Annotated in this window: 17 protein-coding genes; 11 read left to right on the top strand and 6 right to left on the bottom strand. The window is 68.7% G+C overall.

What is annotated here, in order from left to right:
* The first annotated feature begins 2 nt into the window (after positions 1-2).
* Positions 3-605, top strand: coding sequence for a lytic transglycosylase domain-containing protein (locus tag CON77_RS01665; RefSeq protein ID WP_101047210.1), 603 nt, complete (start codon positions 3-5; stop codon positions 603-605).
* 15 nt (positions 606-620) lie between these two features.
* Here the strand turns inward: CON77_RS01665 and CON77_RS01660 are convergent, their stop codons facing one another.
* The 5 genes from CON77_RS01660 to hemA all read right to left on the bottom strand — a co-directional run bounded on the left by CON77_RS01660 (position 621) and on the right by hemA (position 5,469).
* Complete coding sequence (locus CON77_RS01660; RefSeq protein WP_101047184.1) at positions 621-1,619, bottom strand: AAA family ATPase; 999 nt, start codon at positions 1,617-1,619, stop codon at positions 621-623.
* A 100-nt stretch (positions 1,620-1,719) separates the two neighbouring features.
* On the bottom strand, positions 1,720-2,046 hold the full coding sequence (gene grxD, locus CON77_RS01655) for a Grx4 family monothiol glutaredoxin (protein ID WP_101047182.1): 327 nt from the start codon (positions 2,044-2,046) through the stop codon (positions 1,720-1,722).
* 98 nt (positions 2,047-2,144) lie between these two features.
* On the bottom strand, positions 2,145-3,032 hold the full coding sequence (prmC, locus tag CON77_RS01650) for a peptide chain release factor N(5)-glutamine methyltransferase (protein WP_101047180.1): 888 nt from the start codon (positions 3,030-3,032) through the stop codon (positions 2,145-2,147).
* The gene (gene prfA, locus CON77_RS01645; RefSeq protein WP_101047178.1) at positions 3,029-4,144 is read right to left on the bottom strand and encodes a peptide chain release factor 1; all 1,116 of its coding nucleotides are present in this window, start codon (positions 4,142-4,144) and stop codon (positions 3,029-3,031) included. The genes prmC and prfA overlap by 4 nt, the downstream gene beginning before the upstream one ends.
* 47 nt (positions 4,145-4,191) lie before the next feature.
* The gene (hemA, locus tag CON77_RS01640) at positions 4,192-5,469 is read right to left on the bottom strand and encodes a glutamyl-tRNA reductase (RefSeq protein WP_101047176.1); all 1,278 of its coding nucleotides are present in this window, start codon (positions 5,467-5,469) and stop codon (positions 4,192-4,194) included.
* Positions 5,470-5,532: 63 nt separating this feature from the next.
* Here hemA and CON77_RS01635 point away from each other — a divergent pair, with 63 nt between their 5' ends.
* Entirely contained in the window at positions 5,533-5,814 is a 282-nt protein-coding gene (locus tag CON77_RS01635) for a hypothetical protein (protein ID WP_101047174.1), read from the top strand.
* A 6-nt stretch (positions 5,815-5,820) separates the two neighbouring features.
* On the opposite strand, the gene ugpQ is transcribed toward CON77_RS01635, so the two are convergent.
* A complete protein-coding gene (gene ugpQ / locus CON77_RS01630; RefSeq protein WP_101047172.1) occupies positions 5,821-6,567 on the bottom strand; it encodes a glycerophosphodiester phosphodiesterase in 747 nt (248 codons plus the stop codon).
* 131 nt (positions 6,568-6,698) lie between these two features.
* Between ugpQ and CON77_RS01625 the strand changes: the two genes are divergently transcribed.
* The 9 genes from CON77_RS01625 (at position 6,699) to CON77_RS01585 (ending at position 16,544) form a co-directional block, all read left to right on the top strand.
* Positions 6,699-10,610 carry a DUF3683 domain-containing protein gene (locus CON77_RS01625; RefSeq protein WP_101047170.1) on the top strand — a complete coding sequence of 1,304 codons (3,912 nt, stop codon included), beginning with the start codon at positions 6,699-6,701 and terminating at the stop codon, positions 10,608-10,610.
* Positions 10,607-11,086 (top strand): HIT family protein, encoded by a 480-nt coding sequence (locus CON77_RS01620; protein ID WP_232788362.1) that lies wholly within the window; start codon positions 10,607-10,609, stop codon positions 11,084-11,086. The genes CON77_RS01625 and CON77_RS01620 overlap by 4 nt, the downstream gene beginning before the upstream one ends.
* Before the next feature lie 18 nt (positions 11,087-11,104).
* Entirely contained in the window at positions 11,105-11,521 is a 417-nt protein-coding gene (locus CON77_RS01615; protein WP_101047166.1) for a gamma-butyrobetaine hydroxylase family protein, read from the top strand.
* Positions 11,522-11,553: 32 nt separating this feature from the next.
* Positions 11,554-12,285: a bifunctional demethylmenaquinone methyltransferase/2-methoxy-6-polyprenyl-1,4-benzoquinol methylase UbiE gene (gene ubiE, locus CON77_RS01610; protein WP_101047164.1), complete on the top strand. Its 732-nt coding sequence runs from the start codon at positions 11,554-11,556 to the stop codon at positions 12,283-12,285.
* A 38-nt stretch (positions 12,286-12,323) separates the two neighbouring features.
* Entirely contained in the window at positions 12,324-13,322 is a 999-nt protein-coding gene (locus CON77_RS01605; RefSeq protein WP_101047162.1) for a Tim44 domain-containing protein, read from the top strand.
* 34 nt (positions 13,323-13,356) lie between these two features.
* Positions 13,357-13,944, top strand: a complete 588-nt coding sequence (locus CON77_RS01600; protein WP_101047160.1) for a hypothetical protein — start codon at positions 13,357-13,359, stop codon at positions 13,942-13,944.
* Positions 13,941-15,497, top strand: a complete 1,557-nt coding sequence (gene ubiB, locus CON77_RS01595) for a ubiquinone biosynthesis regulatory protein kinase UbiB (protein ID WP_101047158.1) — start codon at positions 13,941-13,943, stop codon at positions 15,495-15,497. The genes CON77_RS01600 and ubiB overlap by 4 nt, the downstream gene beginning before the upstream one ends.
* Before the next feature lie 80 nt (positions 15,498-15,577).
* Positions 15,578-15,886: an FmdB family zinc ribbon protein gene (locus CON77_RS01590; protein WP_101047156.1), complete on the top strand. Its 309-nt coding sequence runs from the start codon at positions 15,578-15,580 to the stop codon at positions 15,884-15,886.
* Between the two features lie 7 nt (positions 15,887-15,893).
* The gene (locus CON77_RS01585) at positions 15,894-16,544 is read left to right on the top strand and encodes a DUF502 domain-containing protein (RefSeq protein ID WP_101047154.1); all 651 of its coding nucleotides are present in this window, start codon (positions 15,894-15,896) and stop codon (positions 16,542-16,544) included.
* Positions 16,545-16,548: the final 4 nt, after the last annotated feature.

Genomic DNA, 16,548 nt, shown 5'->3' with positions numbered 1-16,548 from the left:
GGATGGCCCAGGCCGGCGTGGCCGGGCTGGCACCTGCTGTGCTGCCTCTGCTGGTCCACGCCGGGGGGCAGGTGGAAGAACCCCTGGCCGATTCGGTGCGCCAGGCTTTGCGGGCGGCGGTGGAGTTTTCCGGGCCGCCCGAACCGGCTTTTTCCAGCACCGACGCCCGCCTGGGCTACCTGCGCTGGCTCGGCGACATGAGCCCCAAGCTGCAACGCCGCAAACCCGAGTTGCAAACGCGGGTGGAGTTCTTGCAGACCGTCTGGTACGAAACCCGGCGTGCCGGCCTGGACACCTCGCTGGTGCTGGGCTTGATCCAGGTGGAAAGCGCCTTCCGCAAGTTCGCCATTTCCAGCGTGGGCGCGCGCGGCTACATGCAGATCATGCCCTTCTGGGCACGCCTGATCGGCGACGGCGACGCCGGCAAACTGTTCCATCTGCAAACCAACATCCGTTTCGGCTGCGTCATCCTGCGCCACTACCTGGATCGGGAAAAGGGCGACCTGTACCTCGCGCTGGGGCGCTACAACGGCAGCCGCGGCCGCGCGCCTTACCCGAACGCGGTGTTCGCGGCGCAGCGCCAATGGCGCAGCGGCCCGGCCTGAGCCGGGCGCCGGCGCTCACTGCACAAAACCGATCCGGGTCTTGCCGCTGGCGGGGTGCGGCAGATCGGCCACGTCGATCGCCTCGCGCCGCGCCAGCCGGGCGTTGCCGAAGCCGGTCATCAGCGCCCGGCGCATCTCGCGCGGGGCCAGGCTGGCCAGCTGGTCCAGCACGTCGCTGGCGGGTTCGTCGGCAAACAGGCGGCCCCAGTCGTGTTCGCCGCGCAGCCCCTGGTAGATCTGGCGGGCGATCTGCCGCGCCGCCTCCAGGTCGGGCGCGTCGATCTGGAACACGTTCATGCGGTTGAGGATGGGTTCGGGGATGCCGCGCTCGTCGTTGGCGGTGGTGATCCAGATCACCTGGCTGGCGTCGATCGGCACCTCGGCGTATTCGTCCACGAAGCGCTGGGCGGTGTCGTGTTCCAGCAGGCTGTAGAGCGCGCCGAGCGGGTCGTACTGGGCGTCGGCGCTGGCCTTGTCGATCTCGTCCACCACGATCACCGGGTTGGCGTACTGGCCGTCCACCAAGGCTTCGAACACCTTGCCGGGTTTGGCGCCTTTCCATTGCGAGGACGAACCCGACAGCAGCCAGCCGGCGGTCATGGAACTCATGGGCACCAGGCTCGCGGTGGTGCCCAGCAGGCCGGCCAACTGGTGCGCGAAGTGGGTTTTGCCCACCCCGGGCGGGCCCAGCAGCAGCATGGGCGTGAGTTCGAGGTGGTCGTCGCTGTCCTGACTCAGGGCGACGTGGCGCTTCACGTCGTCGAGGACTTCACCGAAGTTGGGCAGTTGGCCGTAGAGCTGGGCCATGTCGGGCACGCCCGAGGGCTTGACCGCGAAGCGCTGCGGACCGCGTTCGAGCATGCGTTCGTAGACGCTGCGCAGGCCCTCGTGTTCGCGCTCGCTGCCTTGCTGCAGCTTGGCCAGCTTGCGCCCGACTTCGTCGGCGCTGAACACGCTGCGCATGCGGGCGATGGGCAGCCCGAGGGAGGGGACGGCGAGGCTGGTGGAGCTCATCGGGTTCTCCTTGACGACGGTGTGTGTCCATTATTCAAGCACACGCCGTGCCAGCGCTCAACGCTGGAAAAACCCGGGCTCCCGGTGTTGTTTTCTCGCCTCAGGCGGCGGGGCCGGCGATCACCAGTTGCAGCTCGCCGGACTCGTACATCTCCATCATGATGTCGGAGCCGCCGATGAACTCGCCGCGCACGTAGAGCTGCGGGATGGTGGGCCAGTTGCTGTATTCCTTGATGCCCTGGCGCACCTCGGCGTCTTCCAGCACGTTGACGGTCTGGAGGGTCTTGGTGTCCACGCCGCAGGCCTTCAGGATTTGCACCGCGCGGCCGGAGAAGCCGCACATGGGGAAGCTGGCGGTGCCTTTCATGAATAGCACGATGTCGTTGTTCTTGACCAGTTGGTCGATGCGTTGCTGGGTGTCGCTCATGGGGGTACTCCGTGGGGGCCTGGGGCCGGGGTCGGTACAAACCCGCCATTATCCCAGGCCCGCTGTTCCCCTGGGGCCTGTGGTGCTGGGTGGCGGGTTCAGGTGGGGAGGTGTCCGCCGGTGCAGCGGCGGTGGCCGGCCAGGTCCAAGCGGTGGTCGACTGCCGTGAAGCCTTGGGCACGCAGCAGTTCGGCCACGGCATCGGCCTGGTCCCAGCCGTGCTCCAGCAGCAGCCAGCCGCCTGGGTGCAGGTGGGTGGGGGCCTGGGCGGCGATGTCGCGCAGGTCGGCCAGGCCGTCGGAGCCGCTGGCCAGGGCGCTCAGGGGTTCGTGGGTCAGGGCGGCCAGATGCGGGTCGTCCGATCGGATGTAGGGCGGGTTGCTGACGATCAGGTCGAAGCGCTCGGGCAGGGCGGGGCTTTGCGGATGTTGAGCCCGGGCTTCGGCTTGGCGCTGGGGCCAGTCGCGCAGCCACTGGCCGTGCACGCCGCGCACCGGCAGGCGCAGGCGTTCGGCGTTGGCCTGGGCCACCGCCAGGGCGTCGGCGCTGGCGTCCAGCGCCCAGACCCGGGCGTCTGGCCGGCGGTGCTGGATGGCCAGGGCGATGGCGCCGCTGCCGGTGCCCAGGTCCAGCACGCTGGGGTGCTCGCGGCCGTCCAGCACCGCCAGCGCCCAGTCGACCAGGGTTTCGGTGTCGGGACGGGGGTCGAGCACGCGGGCGTCCACTTGGAGCGTGAGGCCGTGGAATTCGCGCTGGCCGATCAGGTAGGCCACGGGTTCGCCGGCCAGGCGCCGTTGGACCAGGGCGTGGAAGGCCTGGGCGGTGGCGGCGGGCAGGGCGTCGGTGTCGTGGGCGATCAGCCAGGCCCGGTCGTGCGGCGAGCGGCCCAGCAGGTCCAGCAGGAGCACCTGGGCGTCCAGGCGGTCCAGGCCGGCCTGGCGCGCGCCGTGCAGGGCCTGCTGGACCGTGGTGGGGGACGGCGTCATGCCAAGGCCCCGAAGCGGGCGTCGTTGGCGCTGGTTTCCAGCTCGGCCATCAGCTCGGCGCCGCGCGCCAGTTGCAGCGCGTGGATCACCTCGTCCAGGTCGCCTTCCATCACCTGCAGCAGCTTGTAGAGCGTGAGGTTGATGCGGTGGTCGGTGAGCCGCCCCTGCGGGAAGTTGTAGGTGCGGATGCGGTCGCTGCGGTCGCCGCTGCCGATCAGGCCCTTGCGCTCGGCGGCTTCCTTGGCGGCGCGTTCGCTGCGCTCCTTTTCCTGGATACGCGCCTGCAGCACCTGCAGCGCCTTGGCCTTGTTGCTGTGCTGGCTGCGGCCGTCCTGGCATTCGGCCACGATGCCGGTGGGCAGGTGCACCACGCGCACGGCGGAATCGGTTTTGTTGATGTGCTGGCCGCCGGCGCCGCTGGCGCGGAAGGTGTCGATGCGCAGGTCCGCCGGGTTTAGGGTGATGGCAGCGGCCTCGTCGGGCTCGGGCATCACGGCCACGGTGCAGGCGCTGGTGTGGATGCGGCCCTGGCTTTCGGTGGCGGGCACGCGTTGGACGCGGTGGCCACCGGACTCAAAGCGCAGGCGGCCGTAGGCGCGGTGGCCGGCGATGCGCAGCACCAGCTCCTTGTAGCCACCCAGTTCGCTGGGCGATTCGCTGAGGGTTTCGACCCGCCAGCCCTGGCGTTCGGCGTAGCGGGTGTACATCCGGGCCAGGTCGCCGGCGAACAGCGCGGCCTCGTCGCCGCCGGTGCCGGCGCGGATTTCGAGGAAGGCGTGGCGTTCGTCGTCCGGGTCCTTGGGCAGCAGCAGGGCTTGCAGCTCGGCGTCCAGGGCGTCCAGCTCGGCCTGGGCGCTGGCGATTTCGGCTTGCGCCAGGGCGGCCAGCTCGGGGTCGGCGTCGCCGGCCATGGCATGGGCGTCGTGCAGTTCGGTCTCGCGCTGCAGGTAACGCAGAAAAGGCTGCACCACCGCGTCGGTGTCGGCGTGCTCGCGCGTCAGCTGGCGAAAGCGGTCCAGGTCGTCGGTGGCGTCGGGGGCGCTGAGCAGGGCGTCCAGCTCGTGCAGCCGCAGGCGCTGGCGTTCAAGGGTGTCGCGGACGAAGGGTTTCATGGGCGGGCCAGGAAGGCGCGGCGCCGTGGCGCGCGCCGGGGGAGGGGCTAGGCCCGGGGTGCGCCGCGCAGAAACAGGCGCGAGACGGTATCGGCGGTCTGCTGGCGGGTGTGTTCGTCGCCGGCGTGCAGCTCGGCCAGGGCGCCGTGCAGCATTTTCTGCGTCAGGCCGCGGGCCAGGGCTTCGAGCACCGCGTCCACCGGCTCGCCTTTGGCCAGCAGTTTGCGGGCGCGGGCCAGTTCGGCCTGGCGCCAGGCGTCGGCCTGGGTGTTGAGGTCGCGGATCAGACCGACCACACCGCCGTGCGGGTCGCGCTGGTCCATCCAGTGCAGGAAGCTTTGCACCCCGGCGTCGATGATGGCCTCGGCCTGGGCCACAGCGGCCTGGCGGTGGTCTTTGCCGGTCTGGACCACGGCGGCCAGGTCGTCCACGGTGTACAGGTACACGTCGTCCAGGCCCTTGACCTCGACCTCGATGTCGCGCGGCACGGCCAGGTCCACCATGAACATGGGCCGGTGCTTGCGTTTTTTCAAGGCCCGTTCCACCGCGCCCAGGCCGATCAGCGGCAGGGTGGAGGCGGTGCAGCTGATGACGGCGTCGAACTCGTGCAGCCGCTCCGGCAGGTCGGACAGGCGCAGCACCTCGGCGCCGAAGCGCGCGGCCAGGCTTTCGCCACGCTCCAGGGTGCGGTTGGCGATGGCCATGGCCTTCGGGTTTTTGGCCGCAAAGTGGGTGGCGGCGAGTTCGATCATCTCGCCCGCACCCACGAACAGCACCCGGATGTCTTGCAAATCCTCGAACAGCTGGCCGGCCAGGCGCACGGCGGCGGCGGTCATGCTGATGGAGTGGGCGCCGATGTCGGTGCTGCTGCGCACCTGCTTGGCCACGGCGAAGCTGCGCTGGAACAGCTGGTGCAGGGTGGTGCCCAGGGCGCCGGCCTCGTCGGCCACGCGCACCGCGTCTTTCAGCTGGCCCAGGATCTGGGCCTCGCCCAACACCATGCTGTCGAGCCCGCTGGCCACGCGGAAGGCGTGCCGGGCGGCTTCGCCTTCTTTCAACACGTAGGCGTGGTCCAGCAGTACCTGGGTGCTGACGCCGCCGGTCTGGGCCAGCCAGGCGACCGTGGGCTCCAGGGCCAGGTGCTCGCTGGCGCAGTAGATCTCGGTGCGGTTGCAGGTGGACAGCAGTGTGGCTTCGGGCTGGGGGGCCACGGCGCCGCGGAAACGCGCCAGGGTGTGGGGCAATTGGTCGAGCGCGAACGCGAACCGCCCGCGCAAATCGAGCGGAGCGGTTTGGTGGTTGATGCCGAGCGCCCAGACTGCCATGGGCGCCGATTATAAAATTTCCTGTTCTGTGACCGATGACCCGGCTTGTCCGGGCTTGTGCCGATGGGCGTTCTGGGTTTTCTCTGGCATCTGCTGAATTTCATCGCGCCGGCGCTGGTGCTGGCGGCGCTGTTGACGCCCGCCGCCGTCGGCTGGCGCGGTCTGGCGCTGGCCGGCCCGCGTGCGCAGCGCTGCGCACGGGTGTGGGCGGTGCTGACCGGCCTGGGCCTGGCGGTGCTGCTGGCCGGCCTGCTGGTCCATGGCCGCGACGGCAAGATGAGCACCTACGCCGTGCTGGTGCTGGTGCTGGGCGCGGCGGTGGCCTGGTGGCGTGGCCGCCGTTGAGCGGGTTCACGGCCCCAAGGTGTCGATCCGGTCGGTGATGAGGCCGTCCACCCCCCAGGCCTGGAGGGTAGACGCGACCTCGGGGTCGTTCACGGTGTAGGCCAGCGCCCGCCAGCCCCAGTTGTGAGCATGCGCCACCGCATCGACCGACCAGAGGCTGTGCTGGGCCACCACGCACGCCACTTCCAGGCCCGACGCCGTGTCCCACGCGCCTGGCCACCACCGGTCCAGCAGCAGCCCGCGCGGCAGTTCGGGGGCGGCCTGTCGCGCGGCTTCCAGTGCGGCCGGCTGGAACGAGGTGAGCAAGGGCGGCGGCCCCGCCTGGCCCGCCCAGAGGGCCCGCACCCGTTGCGCCACCGCTTGGCCCGTCTGGGTTTCCGTGCCCGGGGCGGGTTTGAGTTCCAGGTTGATGGCGCAGCCTTGGCTGTGGCAGAAGCGCGCCACCGCGTCCAAGTTGGGCAGGCGCTCGCCGCGGTGGGCGGGGCTGTGCCAGGCGCCGGCGTCCAGGGCTTGCAGCTCGGCCCAGTGCCGGTCGTGGGCCGGCCCGTGGCCGTTGGTGGTGCGGTCCAGGGTGGCGTCGTGCAGCAAAAAAGGCAGGCCCTCGGCGCTCAGTTGCACATCGCATTCCACCATGCGGTAGCCCCGGCCCACCCCCAGACGGAAGGCCGCCAGGGTGTTTTCCGGGGCTTGCGTGCCGGCGCCGCGGTGTGCGATCCAGCGCGGGTAAGGCCAGGAAGGCGGTGTGTGTGGCATACGGGCGATTGTGCGCCCGAGGCCCTGATCCCAGTGTTGCCTTGGCCGCTGGCGGGTGTCGCGCATGTTGCGCTGCGGTAACATCTCCCACCCTGTCCATTGGCCCGAATTGGCCGAGACTGCTTGCCACCATGAACGCGCCCACCCCGATCCAGCACCTGCTCGCCGCCGCCGACGACGCGCCGCGCCTGCGCGAAATCCCGTACAACTACACCTCGTTCTCCGACCGGGAAATCGTCATCCGCCTGCTGGGTTCCCGCGCCTGGGACGTGCTCAACCAGTTGCGCCAGGAGCGCCACACCGGCCGTTCGGCGCGCATGCTGTACGAGGTGCTGGGCGACATCTGGGTGGTGCAGCGCAACCCCTACCTGCACGACGACCTGCTGGACAACCCCAAGCGCCGCGCCGCGCTGGTGGAGGCGCTGCGCCACCGCCTGAGCGAGATCGAGAAGCGCCGCCGCCCGCAGGAAGATGGCGAGCGCGATGCGCTGGTGGGCGAGTTGCTGGCCGCGGCCGCGCAGGCGGTGGGCGCCTTTGCCGCGCTGTTCGACGACATGGCCGACCTGCGCCAGCGCGTGGGAAAAACCCTGCGCCGCCACACCGCCAAGGACAACATCAAGTTCGACGGCCTGAGCCGCGTCAGCCACGTGACCGACGCCACCGACTGGCGCGTGGAATACCCCTTTGTGGTGCTCACCCCCGACACCGAGGCCGAAATGGCCGGGCTGGTGAAGGGCTGCATCGAGCTGGGCCTGACCATCGTGCCGCGCGGCGGCGGCACCGGCTACACCGGCGGCGCCATTCCGCTGACGTGGAAGAGCGCGGTCATCAACACCGAAAAGCTCGAAGCCATGACCGAGGTCGAGCTGATCGACCTGCCGGGCGTGGACCACCAAGTGCCCACGATTCACACCGAAGCCGGGGTGGTGACCCAGCGCGTGGCCGACGCGGCCGAGCGCGCCGGCTTTGTGTTCGCGGTGGACCCGACCAGTGCCGAAGCCTCGTGCGTGGGCGGCAACATCGCCATGAACGCCGGCGGCAAAAAAGCCGTGCTGTGGGGCACCGCGCTGGACAACCTGGCCAGCTGGCGCATGGTCACGCCCGACGCCGAGTGGCTGGAAGTGACCCGCGTGGGCCACAACCTGGGCAAGATCCACGACGTGGACGTGGCCAGTTTTGAGCTGCAATACTTCCAGGCCGATGGCAAGACGCTGATCCGCACCGAGCGGCTGGACATTCCGGGCAAAACCTTCCGCAAGGAAGGCCTGGGCAAGGACGTGACCGACAAATTCCTGGCCGGCCTGCCGGGCGTGCAGAAAGAAGGCTGTGACGGCCTCATCACCAGCGCGCGCTGGGTGGTGCACCGCATGCCCGAGCACACCCGCACCGTGTGCCTGGAGTTCTTTGGCAATCCGAAAGATGGCGTGCCTTCGATCGTCGAGATCAAGGACTACATGTTCGCCGAGCAAAAGCGCAGCGGCGTGCTGCTGGCCGGCCTGGAACACCTGGACGACCGCTACCTGCGCGCCGTGGGCTACACCACCAAGAGCAAGCGCGGCGGCTTTCCCAAGATGGTGCTCATTGGCGACATCGTGGGCGACGACCCGGACGCCGTGGCCCGTGCCGCCAGCGAGGTGGTGCGCCTGGCCAACGGCCGCGCCGGCGAAGGCTTCACCGCCATCAGCGCCGACGCGCGCAAGAAGTTCTGGGCCGACCGCAAGAAAACCGCCGCCATCAGCAAACACACCAACGCCTTCAAGGTCAACGAAGACGTGGTGATCCCGCTGCCGCGCATGGGCGAGTACACCCTGGGCATCGAGCGCATCAACATCGAACTCAGCCTGCGCAACAAGGTCAAGCTGGCGCAGGAATTGGAAGCGTTCTTCCAACGTGGAAACCTGCCTCTGGGCAAGGTCGAAGAAGCCGCCGACATGCCTTCGGCCGAAACCGTGCAGGAGCACGCCGAACGCGCCCTGGCCGTGGTGCGCGAGACGCGCGACCTGTGGCAGCGCTGGATGGACGGTCTGGACGTGACCCAGCCCGACACCGGCCGCACCTTCTTCGAGCAGTTGCAGGACTACAGCCTGCGCGCGAGCTGGAAAACCCAGGTCCGCGAAGCGTTGCGCGGCATCTTCACCGGCAGCGTGTTTGCCCCGGTGCTGGACGAGTGCAAGGCCATTCACAAGCGCGTGCTCAAGGGCCGCGTCTGGGTGGCGCTGCACATGCACGCTGGCGATGGCAACGTGCACACCAACATCCCCGTCAACAGCGACGACTACGAGATGCTGCAAACCGCGCACGAGGCGGTGGGCCGCATCATGGTGCTGGCGCGCAGCCTGGACGGCGTGATTTCGGGCGAGCACGGCATCGGCATCACCAAGCTGGAGTACCTGACCGACGAGGAGCTGGCCCCGTTCGCCGGCTACAAGCAGAAGGTGGATCCGGAAGGCCGCTTCAACAAGGGCAAGCTGCTGCGCGACGGCGCGGTCTTCGGCGCGCCCGACCAGCGCCGCGCCGACCTGAGCATGGCCTACACCCCCAGCTTCGGTCTGATGGGCTACGAATCGCTCATCATGCAGCAGAGCGACATCGGCGCCATCGCCGATTCAGTCAAGAACTGCCTGCGCTGCGGCAAGTGCAAGCCGGTGTGCTCCACCCACGTGCCGCGCGCCAACCTGCTGTACTCGCCGCGCAACAAGATTCTGGCCACCTCCCTGCTGGTCGAGGCCTTCCTGTACGAAGAGCAGACCCGCCGAGGCATCAGCATCAAGCACTGGGAAGAGTTCGAGGACGTGGCCGACCACTGCACCGTGTGCCACAAGTGCTACACGCCGTGCCCGGTGAAGATCGACTTCGGCGACGTGTCCATGAACATGCGCAACCTGTTGCGCAAGATGGGCCAGAAAACCTGGCGCCCCGGCAACGCGGCGGCCATGTTCATGCTCAACGCCACCAACCCCGAAACCATCAAGCTGGCGCGCAGCGCCATGGTGGGCGTGGGCTTCAAGGCGCAGCGTTTTGCGCACAACCTGCTCAAGGGCCTGGCGCGCAAGCAGACCGGCGCGCCGCCGGCCACGGTCGGCCCGGCGCCGATCAAAGAGCAGGTGATCCACTTCATCAACAAGAAGCTGCCGGGCGGCCTGCCCAAGAAGACGGCGCGCGCGCTGCTGGACATCGAGAACTCGGACTACGTGCCCATCATCCGCAACCCGCAGGCCACCACGGCCGACACGGAAGCGGTGTTCTACTTCCCCGGCTGCGGCTCGGAGCGCCTGTTCAGCCAGGTCGGCCTGGCCACCCAGGCCATGTTGTGGCACGCCGGGGTGCAGACCGTGCTGCCGCCGGGTTACCTGTGCTGCGGCTACCCGCAAAAAGGCTCGGGCCAGTTCGACAAGGCCGAAAAGATCATCACCGACAACCGGGTGCTGTTCCACCGCGTGGCCAACACGCTCAACTACCTCGACATCAAGACCGTGGTGGTGAGCTGCGGCACCTGTTACGACCAGCTGCAGGGCTACGAGTTCGACAAGATCTTCCCCGGCTGCCGCATCATCGACATCCACGAGTACCTGCTGGAAAAGGGCATCACCCTGGAGCCCAAGGGCGCCTACCTGTACCACGACCCCTGCCACACCCCGATGAAGCTGCAGGACCCGATGAAAACGGTCAAGGCGCTGGTGGGTGACACGGTGGTCAAGGCCGACCGCTGCTGTGGCGAGTCCGGCACACTGGGCGTGACCCGACCCGATGTGTCCACCCAGGTGCGCTTTCGCAAGGAAGAGGAACTGAACAAAAACGCGGTGCAACTGGCCGCGCTGGCCGAAAAGAACGGCGTGGCCGCGCCCCAGGGCAAGACCAAGATCCTCACCAGCTGCCCGAGCTGCTACCAGGGCCTGAGCCGCTACGGCGACGACCTGAACAACGGCCTGCTGGAAGCGGACTACATCGTCGTCGAGATGGCCAACCAGATCCTGGGCGAGAACTGGATGCCCGACTACGTGGCCCGCGCCAACGCCGGCGGCATCGAGCGGGTGCTGGTGTGAGCGTGCCTCCGGTGGCGCCGTCGGCCGCTGATTGCCCGCTGTGCCGCGAGGACGGTGGACGGCTGATCGCCCGCCACGTGCGCTTCCGCGTCATCCGCGCGACCGGCGCGGATGCCGACGACTTTCCTGGCTTCTACCGCGTGGTTTGGAACGCGCACGTGGCCGAGTGGTCCGACCTGAGCGAAGCCGACCAGGTCCTGTGCATGCGCGCCGTCACGGCCGTGGAGCGTGTGGTGCGTGAACACCTTCGGCCCACCAAGGTCAACCTGGCGGCGCTGGGCAATGCGGTGCCGCACCTGCACTGGCACGTGGTGGCCCGCCACGACTGGGACAGTCGCTTTCCCGCGCCCCTGTGGGCGCCCGCCACCCGCTCGGCCGATGCCGACCGACTGGCCGAGCTGCGCGCGCGCCTGCCCGCCTGCGACGCCGCTCTGGCCACTGCGTTGGCCGCCGCCTTCACCGACCCACCGAACTGACTTCACCGGAGACCCCCCATGGCCGGCCTGGACAAGCAAACCCCCACCCCGCAGGACATCACCGTGCACAGCCAGTCGCGCGTGCTGGAAGTCGCGTTTTCCGACGGTGCGCACTTTCGCATCCCGTTCGAGCTGATGCGGGTGTACTCGCCCTCCGCCGAGGTGCAGGGCCACGGCCCGGGGCAGGAGGTGTTGCAGACCGGCAAGCGCGAGGTCGGCATCGTGGCGCTGGAGGCGGTGGGCAACTACGCGGTCCAGCCCACGTTCTCTGACGGGCACGACAGCGGCATTTTCAGCTGGGACTACCTGTACTTTTTGGGGGCGCAGCAGGCCGAACTCTGGGCCGACTACGAGCGCCGCTTGGCCGAAGCCGGCGTCGGCCGCGACGCCCCCATGCCCGAGAAGGCCGCCTCCGCCTGCGGCCACCACCATTGAGCGACACCCCCGCATCGCCTAACATCTTCCCCATGAGCCAGACCCATTTCGGTTTCCAGACGGTGGACGAGCGCGACAAGGCGCGCCACGTGCGCGGCGTGTTCGACTCGGTCGCTTCCAACTACGACATCATGAACGACCTGATGTCGGCCGGCCTGCACCGCTTGTGGAAGCGCTACGCCATCACCGTGGCCCACCCGCGCCCGGGCGACCGCGTGCTCGACATCGCCGGCGGTACCGGCGACCTCGGCCTGGCCTTTGCTCCCCTGGTGGCGCCCACCGGCACGGTCGTGCACACCGACATCAACGAGGCCATGCTGCGCGAGGGTCGCAACCGCCTGCTCGACAAGGGCCTGGCCTTGCCCACGCTGGTCTGCGACGCCGAGCACCTGCCCTTCTCCGACGGCCATTTCGACATCGTCACCGTGGCCTTTGGCCTGCGCAACATGACGCACAAGGAACTTGCGCTGCGCGAAATGAATCGGGTACTCAGGCCCGGTGGCAAGTTGCTGGTATTGGAGTTTTCCAAGGTGGCACCGCCCCTGGAAAAAGCCTACGATTGGTACAGCTTTAACATTTTGCCGAAACTGGGCAAGTGGGTGGCCAAAGACGAGGCCAGCTACCGCTACCTGGCCGAATCGATCCGCATGCACCCCGACCAGGAAACCCTGCGCGGCATGATGCGCGAGGCGGGTTTCGGGCATGTGGACGTGCACAACCTCACGGCCGGTGTGACGGCCTTGCACGTGGGCATCAAGTGCTGAAGCGTGAACATTGAAACGACAAAACAGGTGAGAGAGACATGAAAGTCTGGACAGCAATTCTGGTGTGCGCAATGGCCCTGGGCTCGCACGAGGCGTGGGCCAAGCGCATGGGCGGCGGTTCGTCGTTCGGCAAGCAGTCGAGCAACGTGACGCAGCGCAGCACCGCGCCCACCGCGCCGGCCCCCACCAGCCCCACGCCCACCCAGGGGGCTACCCAGAACGCGGCCACGCGTCCGGCGCCCGCGCCTGCCGCGGCCCAGCCCAAGCGCCCTTGGGGCGCCATGCTGGGCGGGTTGGCCGCCGGCCTGGGGCTGGCGTGGCTGGCTTCGTCGCTGGGTTTCGGTGAAGGCTTCGCCCAGTTCCTGCTGATCGCGCTGGCGGCCGTGGCCATCTTCGCGGTCATCGGCATGGTGCGGCGCTCGCGGTCGGCGGCCGCGCCGGCCTCGCGTTCGCCCTTGGCATTCCAGGGGGCTGGCGCAGCGACCGAACCGGTCGCCGCACGCAGCTACAGCCCGCAGAACGTGGGCAACGACGCCTCGGCCCGTCCCTGGGAACGCAGCAACACCGTGTTCGGTGCGGCCGGGACCGACGCACCGGCCCAGGGCGGGAGCCTGATCGGCTCGGCCCTGAATGGCCCGCAAACCTGGGGCATCCCGGCCGGCTTCGACGTCGAAGGCTTTCTGCGCGCGTCCAAGGCCAACTTCGTCAAGCTGCAGGACGCCTGGGACCGCGCCGACATCCCGGCCCTGCGCGCCATGATGACCGACGAGATGATCGCCCAGATCCAGGCCCAGCTGGCCGAGCGCGAAGCCCACACCGGCGCCGCCGCCAACCGCACCGAAGTCGAGATGCTGGACGCCCAGCTGCTGGGCATCGAGGAACTGGACGGCGAGTACATGGCCAGCGTGGAGTTCTCCGGCATGATCCGCGAGGAGCCCGCGGCCGGCCCCAACCCCTTCCGCGAGGTCTGGAACATCACCCGGCCCATGTCCGGTCCGGGCGGCTGGCTGGTGGCGGGGGTGCAGGCCCTGCAGTGAGCGCGCGGCGCTTTATCCGTCAAAATCGGGGGCTATGACCAAGCCCCCGTTTTTGTTTCCGCCGGTCGAGGCCTTGCGCGGTCTGGCCGGTGGTCTGCCGCCACCGCCCGCCTGGCTGCAGTCCGAATTGCGCAACCGCCTCGTCCTGCTGCTCAACCACGTGCTGATGCAGGAACCACAGGCCATGGACCGTCTGCGCCGCCAGCAGGGCAAGACGGTGCACGCCGCCTGGAACGGCGTGGACCTGTGGTGGCAGGCCTCTGCCGCCGGCTTGCTGGCGGTGGCCGCCCCGTCGGTCGAGCCCGATCTGCGTCTGCGCCTGACCGAGGCGTCGCCGTGGTCGCTGGCGCAGGCCGTGCTGGCCGGGCGCAAGCCGGCGGTCGACATCCAGGGCGACGTGCAGCTCGCCGCCGAGGTGGCCTGGCTGGTGGACAACGTGCGTTGGGACGTGGAGGAAGACCTGGCGCGCCTGCTGGGTGACGCCGCGGCCCACACCCTGGTCGGTGCGGCGCGCACCCTGGCCGGGGGGCTCAAAGGGTTTGCCGCCTCGGCCGTGGACCGGGCCGGCGCCTGGAAGGCGCGCACTGCCCCGGGCGCGGCCGACGGGACGGCGGCCCCATGACCCGTTTTTTGCGTGGCCTGTTCATCGTCTGGGTGGTGTGGCGCCATGGGCTGGACGACCTGGTCCTCTCGGGTTTCCCGCACCCCGCGGTGCGGGCCTTGCGCCGCCTCGTCGGCCTGGGCCGCCAGCTGAGCCAGCCGCGCGGGCAACGCCTGCGCGAGGCCCTGGAGGCCCTGGGGCCGATCTTTGTCAAGTTCGGTCAGGTGCTGTCCACCCGGCGCGACCTGCTGCCGCCCGACATCGCCGAAGAACTGGCCCGATTGCAGGACCGGGTGCCGCCGTTTCCGACGCCGGTGGCGGTCGCCACCATCGAGCGCGCGTTTGGCCGGCGCTTGAACGAGGTGTTCGCCGACTTCGACCTGACGCCGGTGGCCAGTGCCTCGATCGCGCAGGTGCACTTCGCCACGCTCATGGACGGACGCGAGGTGGCCGTCAAGGTCCTGCGCCCGAACATGCTGCCGGTGATCGAAAAAGACCTGGGCCTGATGCGCCTGATGGCCGGCTGGGTGGAGCGGCTCTCGGCCGACGGCAAGCGCCTGAAACCGCGCGAGGTGGTGGCTGAGTTCGACAAGTACCTGCACGACGAGCTGGACCTGGTGCGCGAGGCCTCGAACGCCGCGCAGTTGCGCCGCAACATGGCCGACCTGGACCTGGTGCTGATCCCCGAGATGCACTGGGACCACTGCCGCAGCGAGGTGCTGGTGATGGAGCGCATGAAGGGTGTGCCCATCAGCCAGACCGAGCGCCTGCGCGCCGCCGGGGTGGACATCCCCAAGCTGGCGCGCGATGGCGTCACCATCTTCTTCACGCAGGTGTTCCGCGACGGCTTCTTCCACGCCGACATGCACCCGGGCAACATCCAGGTCAGTTTGGCGCCGGCCACGTTCGGGCGCTACATCTCGCTGGACTTTGGCATCGTCGGCACGCTCACCCAATTCGACAAAGAGTACTTGGCGCAGAACTTCACCGCCTTCTTCCGGCGCGACTACAAGCGCGTGGCCGAACTCCACGTGGAAAGCGGCTGGGTGCCGTCCGACACCCGTGTCGACGAACTGGAGGCCGGCATCCGCGCGGTGTGCGAGCCCTATTTCGACCGGCCGTTGAAGGACATTTCCCTGGGCATGGTGCTGATGCGCCTGTTCCAGGTGTCGCGCCGCTTCAAGGTCGAAATCCAGCCGCAGCTGGTGTTGTTGCAGAAAACCCTGCTCAACATCGAGGGCCTGGGCCGCGAACTGGACCCGGAACTCGACCTCTGGAGCACCGCCAAGCCCTTCCTCGAAAAGTGGATGATCGAGCAGGTGGGCCCCAAGAAGTTGTGGAACCAGATCCGGGCCGAGGCGCCGCACTACGCCAAGCTGATTCCGGAGTTGCCGCGCCTGCTGCACGACTACCTGCGCCAGCGCCCCAGCGACGACGTGGCGCGCGAGGTGCGCGAACTGGTGCGGGAGCAACGCCGCACCAACCGGCTGTTGCAGGGCATCCTCTACGGCGGGGTGGGTTTTGTGCTCGGCCTGCTGGCCATGCAGTTGCTGGTGCGTGTGCGGCTGTGGTGAGTGGGTGCAACTTATAATCAAGGGTTTCCTGTCGCCGACAGGCCCCTTGCCCCATTGTGGGTCCCCCCTAGGTAACAGCCATGCCCATCTACGCGTACAAATGCGAGTCCTGCGGCCACGCCAAGGACGTCCTGCAGAAAATCTCCGACGCACCGCTGACCGATTGCCCGGCCTGTGGTGCGGCCAGCTTCCGCAAGCAGCTCACCGCCGCCGGCTTCCAGCTCAAGGGCTCTGGCTGGTACGCCACCGACTTCCGCGGCGGCAGCGGCGGGACTTCTGCGGCGGCCACCGCCTCGACCGCGACCGCAGACGCGCCGGCTTCGACCGCCAGCGAGTCCAGCGCCCCCGCCGCCTCCACGGCCTGCGGCGGTTCCTGCGCCTGCCATTGAGGTCCTGATGGCTGCGCTGCGCAAATGGCTGCTGGCCGGCCTGCTGGTTCTGGTGCCCCTGATCATCACCCTGTGGGTGCTGGACTGGGTGGTTTCGACCCTGGACCAGACCCTGAACATCCTGCCCGAGGCGTGGCAGCCGGAACGCTGGCTGGGCATGCACATCCCCGGGCTGGGGGTGCTGCTGGCGCTGGCCATCGTGCTGACCATCGGCGCCTTGGCGTCCAATTTCGTCGGCAACCGGCTGGTCAACTGGTGGCACGCGCTCTTGCACCGCATCCCGGTGGTGCGTTCCATCTACTCCGGCGTCAAGCAGGTGTCCGACACCCTGTTGTCCGACAAGGGCAACGCCTTCCGCAAGGCCCTGCTGGTGCAGTGGCCGCGCGAAGGCCTGTGGACCATCGGCTTCCTGACCGGCGCACCCGGTGGCGACGTGGCGCGCCACCTGCCGGCGCAGGACTACCTGAGCCTCTACGTGCCCACCACGCCCAACCCCACCGGTGGTTATTTCGTGATGGTGCACAAGCGCGACTGCATCGAACTCGCCATGAGCGTGGACGAGGCGCTGACCTATGTGATTTCGATGGGCGTGATCGTCCCGGGCGGCGCCAAAGGCGCCGCTTCCGCACCCGCGGCCCCGGCGGTGGGTCCGGTCTGAACAT

It is taken from the genome of Macromonas nakdongensis (assembly GCF_002837145.1).
Lineage (GTDB): Bacteria > Pseudomonadota > Gammaproteobacteria > Burkholderiales > Burkholderiaceae_C > Macromonas_B > Macromonas_B nakdongensis.
The sequence above is the reverse complement of the archived record's forward strand: the minus strand, read 5'-3'. Positions and strand labels throughout refer to the sequence as shown.

What these genes read in the sequence shown, in the direction of transcription:
- CON77_RS01665 (WP_101047210.1), top strand. Translation starts at nt 3, where the DNA reads ATGGCCCAGGCCGGCGTGGCCGGGCTGGCACCTGCTGTGCTGCCTCTG.
- CON77_RS01660 (WP_101047184.1), bottom strand. Translation starts at nt 1,619, where the DNA reads ATGAGCTCCACCAGCCTCGCCGTCCCCTCCCTCGGGCTGCCCATCGCC.
- grxD (WP_101047182.1), bottom strand. Translation starts at nt 2,046, where the DNA reads ATGAGCGACACCCAGCAACGCATCGACCAACTGGTCAAGAACAACGAC.
- prmC (WP_101047180.1), bottom strand. Translation starts at nt 3,032, where the DNA reads ATGACGCCGTCCCCCACCACGGTCCAGCAGGCCCTGCACGGCGCGCGC.
- prfA (WP_101047178.1), bottom strand. Translation starts at nt 4,144, where the DNA reads ATGAAACCCTTCGTCCGCGACACCCTTGAACGCCAGCGCCTGCGGCTG.
- hemA (WP_101047176.1), bottom strand. Translation starts at nt 5,469, where the DNA reads ATGGCAGTCTGGGCGCTCGGCATCAACCACCAAACCGCTCCGCTCGAT.
- CON77_RS01635 (WP_101047174.1), top strand. Translation starts at nt 5,533, where the DNA reads ATGGGCGTTCTGGGTTTTCTCTGGCATCTGCTGAATTTCATCGCGCCG.
- ugpQ (WP_101047172.1), bottom strand. Translation starts at nt 6,567, where the DNA reads ATGCCACACACACCGCCTTCCTGGCCTTACCCGCGCTGGATCGCACAC.
- CON77_RS01625 (WP_101047170.1), top strand. Translation starts at nt 6,699, where the DNA reads ATGAACGCGCCCACCCCGATCCAGCACCTGCTCGCCGCCGCCGACGAC.
- CON77_RS01615 (WP_101047166.1), top strand. Translation starts at nt 11,105, where the DNA reads ATGGCCGGCCTGGACAAGCAAACCCCCACCCCGCAGGACATCACCGTG.
- ubiE (WP_101047164.1), top strand. Translation starts at nt 11,554, where the DNA reads ATGAGCCAGACCCATTTCGGTTTCCAGACGGTGGACGAGCGCGACAAG.
- CON77_RS01605 (WP_101047162.1), top strand. Translation starts at nt 12,324, where the DNA reads ATGAAAGTCTGGACAGCAATTCTGGTGTGCGCAATGGCCCTGGGCTCG.
- CON77_RS01600 (WP_101047160.1), top strand. Translation starts at nt 13,357, where the DNA reads ATGACCAAGCCCCCGTTTTTGTTTCCGCCGGTCGAGGCCTTGCGCGGT.
- ubiB (WP_101047158.1), top strand. Translation starts at nt 13,941, where the DNA reads ATGACCCGTTTTTTGCGTGGCCTGTTCATCGTCTGGGTGGTGTGGCGC.
- CON77_RS01590 (WP_101047156.1), top strand. Translation starts at nt 15,578, where the DNA reads ATGCCCATCTACGCGTACAAATGCGAGTCCTGCGGCCACGCCAAGGAC.
- CON77_RS01585 (WP_101047154.1), top strand. Translation starts at nt 15,894, where the DNA reads ATGGCTGCGCTGCGCAAATGGCTGCTGGCCGGCCTGCTGGTTCTGGTG.